Source organism: Phycisphaerae bacterium, assembly GCA_012729815.1.
GTDB lineage: Bacteria > Planctomycetota > Phycisphaerae > JAAYCJ01 > JAAYCJ01 > JAAYCJ01.
Window position 1 is genome coordinate 1 of the sequence record JAAYCJ010000135.1, and the last position, 4,127, is coordinate 4,127.

Sequence of the window (4,127 nt, forward strand, 5' to 3'; positions counted from 1 at the left end):
CGGCGGGTGATTCTGGACCACTATCTGGCGTGCGTGGCCGAGGGGACGCTGCTGGTCGAGATGGGCGGGCGGACGGAGGAACTGGAGGCGGGGACGTTTCTGTTGATCGAGCCGGGGGCGGAGCATGCGTTTCGTTGCTACGACAACCTCGGCGTGCGGCTGCCGCACATCCACTTCGATTTTTTTGAGCGGGAGGACGCGGAGCAGGTTTTTGTGAGTTTTCGGCCGGCTGAGGAGTTGACGGCATTTGGGCACCTGTTTCGCCAGCCGATCCGGCGCGAGTGTCCGGAACTGGCGTTGGACCCGATCATCCGGCCGGTGCATTACGAGCAGCCCCTGGAGAGCCTGATGCGGATCATCGGGTTGCAGGGGCATGGGACGACGGCGGCGCGGCTGGAGCAACGGGGGCATTTTCTGCAATTGCTGGCGTCATTGCTGCGGGCGTGCCAGGCCCGCGAGGTGTTCGACAATCCGCGTCACATCCGGGCGATGGAGGAGGCGATGGCGATCATCCGGCGGGACTTTGCCACGGTGATCACGCTGGAGGAATTGGCGGCGGCGGTGCATTTGAGCCCGTCGCACTTCAGTTCGCTGTTCAAGCAGTTTTACGAGTCGCCGCCGATGCACTTTTTGCGGAACTACCGGATCGAGCAGGTCAAAACACTGCTGCTGACCACCGACCGCAGCCTGACGCAGATCGCGGCTGAGTGCGGCTTCTCATCCGTCCACGTCCTTTCGCGGACGTTCAAGGAGGTCACGGGAACAAGTCCCAGCGACTTCCTGCGAGGCGTCCGCCCGGAAGCCCCGCCCAACCCCAAGGCGTGCCCGATGAGCGGGACGTCAAACCAGTAGCGGCTGTCACGAGACGGCGAATTCCAGGGCCTTGGGATTCTCCGCCCGTTTCGAGGCGTCCAGGACCTCCACGGTGAGCAAGTTGCCTTCCTCGTCAAAATCCAGGATCACCCCCGGCTTGGTCTCGTCACTCTCTGCCACCTTGCCCGGTTTCAGTTCGATGGTCAGCGTATCGGTATGAGCGTCGTAGTTCACCTTCATGGCGATCTCCTGTACTTTTCAATCTTGCTCGTCGAATAGACGGTGACTACCTCCGGTGGGTGACGGTCCACATCAACAAATACGCGCAGCAACTGCCCACCGATCACCCCCTGGACAACGACGCGTCCAAGCCGAACCGGCGTGACGGACTCACACCCCTCCAACAGTGCTCGCACCGTGTCCGACGAGATCCCACGCTTGGCCATACGAGCCGTCGCGTGCTCTGTCAGAATGGCGGTCCTCAAGTCCATCGGTTGCCCTCGGCAGACAAAGTAGATTCTACACAATCCGCCCGAGGATGTATAGCGAATCAACGATTCCGGCCAAATCTTCACGATTTTCGTCAAAGACATGCGGCGGCGGCGCGGGTATGGTGCGGGAAATGGTTTTGGAGGATATGCGATGTATCTGGATCATCTGGCGCGGGCGCAGGACTATCGGGCTAAGCGGATTTCGAGCTATGACCGGACGGGCGGGAACTATGACGCGCGGCCGATCAAGCCGGGCGAGACGTTGACGCTGGCGGAGATCAAGGGGCCGGGGCAGATCGCGCATCTGTGGTTCACGATCGCGTGCGGCGACAGGAATTATCTTCGGCGGCTGGTGTTTCGGGCGTATTGGGACGGGGCGAAGACGCCGGCGATCGAGACGCCGGTGGGCGATTTTTTCGGGATCGGGCACGGTCGGGCGGACAGCTACCAGTGCGCGTTTTTCTCGACCAGCGCAGCCCGGCCGGGACAGGGCGGGCATATGGCGATGAACTCGTGGGTGCCGATGCCGTTCGCCAAGTCGGCGCGGCTTGAGATCGTCAACGAATGTGAGCAGGACGTCGGGTCGTTTTATTACTACGTCGATTACCGCGAGTTGCCCGAGGCGCCCAAGGACCTGATGTACTTCCACGCGCAATGGAAACGGGATCTGCCGACGGCTGGTTGGACCGGCAAGGGATCGGTGTGGGGCAGTCCGGAGTGGTCGGCGCGGATGGGCGGGCCGGAGGGCAAGAATCTGGACGGCAAGGGCAACTATGTGGTTCTGGACACCGAGGGGCGCGGGCATTTCGTCGGCTGCAACGTGTCGGTGCGCAACCTCTCGCACGGCTGGTGGGGCGAAGGGGATGACATGTTCTTCGTGGACGGGCAGGCGTTTCCGCCGGACCTGCACGGAACTGGGACGGAGGACTATTTCTGCCATGCGTGGGGGATGCAGGTGGAAAACGCGCAGATGTACTGCGGGGTTTCGACGGCGGCTGGGCCTTTCGAGACCGTGCCGGCCGGCGGGCCGGGCGACTGGCGCGGCCATTATACGTGCTACCGCTTGCACGTGGTCGATCCGGTGCCGTTTGAAAAATCGCTTGTAATAGGCATCGAGCACGGCCACGCGAACAACCGCAGCGACGACTGGTCGAGCGTGGCGTACTGGTACCTCGACCGGCCCGAGCACAAGCCGTTCGCCCCCCTGCCGGACCGGGCGGGCCGCGATCCGATCTGAAAAGGCGCGGCACGGAGCACGCGGAACACGCGGAGCGGTGGAAGAAGCCAGAAGCAAGAAGCCAGAACCAGGAAGAGTCCGCCGAAGGCGGCGGACCTGCGTTTCGCACTTTGCCCTCTGGCATCCGACCATTGGCTTGGAAGCTTGCATTGGGTGGCCGGGGCGGGCAGAATGGATCCGTTCGCTGATCTGTAGGAGATTTTGATGAACGGGCTTGAGCGGGTTGTGGCGGTGATGGAAGGACGGCAGCCGGATCGGGTGCCGCTGGGGTTCTATCTGGCCGATTGCGACATCATCGGCCACGTGATCGGGCGCAAGACGTACGCGCGGGACAAGATCGGCCAGCAGGTGGCGTTGTGGGAAGGCCGGCGGGACGAGATCGTCGCGAGCCTAATGGGCGACGTGATCGATTTCTACCGCAAGATCGACCTGTGTGACGTGCTGACGCACAAGGAGGCGATCCTGCCGTCGGCCAACTATCAGCCGCAGAAGGTCGAGCGACTGGCCGACGACGTCTGGCGGGACGAGCAGGGACGGGTGTACAAGGTCTCGGAGCTCAGCAACGAGTTCGTATGCGTCGAAGACCCGACCGGGGACGCCGAGCGCGAGTTTCGGCCCGAGGATTTTCCGGAGGACGACGTGCCTGGCGAGGTGGACGAAACCGAATTCGCCGCATTCGACCGGCTGATCGCCGAGTTGGGCGGCGAGCGGTTCATTCTGGGGCCAGGGCATCTGGGCGCGATGGTGCTGCTGGGAGGCATGGAGCGGGGACTGATGGAGTACGTGACGAATCCGGAGGCGGTGCGGGCGGCTGCACGGCGCAACGTTCGTCACGCCAACGCTCGCGACGGGCGGGCGATTCGGCCCGGCCAGCATGGCGTGCTGTTCGAGCAGGACTACGGCACGACGCGGGCGCCGATGATGTCGCCGGCGATGTTCCGCGAGTTCTGCTTTCCCGCCATCAGAGAGCGGACGCAGCACGTCAAGCGGCACACGAAGTACGCGTTCCTGCACAGTTGCGGCAACACCTGGCCGCTGATCGAGATGTTCATCGAGGCCGGCCTCGATGGCTATCAATCGCTCCAGACCGGAGCGGGCATGGATATCGACAAGTTGCGGGAGAAGTTCGGGACCAAGCTGGTCTGGTGGGGCGGCATTCCGGTCGAGACGCTGGTCAAAGGCACAGCCGACGAGGTCCGTCGGGACGTCCGACGGGCCTGCAAAATCGCCAAGCGCGGGGGCGTCATTCTCGGCCCCAGCCACTCGATCGCCTACGGTATGCCGTATGAGAACTTCCTGGCCATGCTGGACGAATTCGACCGCTGCGCGTGGTATTAAACGACGCCGGATCGGTTGACAGCACACACAGAGATTCCTATACTTTGGGGACTTTGGGCCGCTCTTTTGGCTTGACCTTGGGCGGCTCGGGCTTTAGACTTATGAATCTTAAGATGACTGACCCCGTCGTCTAGTCAGGTCCAGGACACAGGGTTTTCATCCCTGCAACACGGGTTCAAATCCCGTCGGGGTCATTGGGATCGGCTTCGCGGTTTCGCGGAGCCTTTTTCTTTTGACGTTTTGTCCTC

The 4,127-nt window shown here is 62.7% G+C and carries 5 protein-coding genes and 1 tRNA gene; 4 read left to right on the forward strand and 2 right to left on the reverse strand.

The window, feature by feature from the left end; all coding sequences use genetic code 11:
• Nucleotides 1-852: AraC family transcriptional regulator (locus GXY33_09360; GenBank protein NLX05339.1), on the forward strand; the 852-nt coding region annotated here is incomplete at its 5' end.
• 6 nt (nt 853-858) lie between these two features.
• Here GXY33_09360 and GXY33_09365 read toward each other — a convergent pair.
• Together GXY33_09365 and GXY33_09370 are read right to left on the reverse strand one after the other, a co-directional pair.
• Entirely contained in the window at nt 859-1,053 is a 195-nt protein-coding gene (locus GXY33_09365) for a DUF2283 domain-containing protein (GenBank protein ID NLX05340.1), read from the reverse strand.
• Complete coding sequence (locus GXY33_09370) at nt 1,050-1,304, reverse strand: DUF4258 domain-containing protein (GenBank protein ID NLX05341.1); 255 nt, start codon at nt 1,302-1,304, stop codon at nt 1,050-1,052. The genes GXY33_09365 and GXY33_09370 overlap by 4 nt, the downstream gene beginning before the upstream one ends.
• A 100-nt stretch (nt 1,305-1,404) precedes the next feature.
• Here GXY33_09370 and GXY33_09375 point away from each other — a divergent pair, with 100 nt between their 5' ends.
• The 3 genes from GXY33_09375 to GXY33_09385 all read left to right on the forward strand — a co-directional run bounded on the left by GXY33_09375 (nt 1,405) and on the right by GXY33_09385 (nt 4,073).
• Nucleotides 1,405-2,541, forward strand: coding sequence for a DUF2961 domain-containing protein (locus tag GXY33_09375; protein ID NLX05342.1), 1,137 nt, complete (start codon nt 1,405-1,407; stop codon nt 2,539-2,541).
• Nucleotides 2,542-2,745: 204 nt separating this feature from the next.
• A complete protein-coding gene (locus tag GXY33_09380; GenBank protein NLX05343.1) occupies nt 2,746-3,879 on the forward strand; it encodes a hypothetical protein in 1,134 nt (377 codons plus the stop codon).
• A gap of 119 nt (nt 3,880-3,998) precedes the next feature.
• Nucleotides 3,999-4,073: transfer RNA gene (locus GXY33_09385), tRNA-Glu, on the forward strand.
• Nucleotides 4,074-4,127 lie beyond the last annotated feature (54 nt).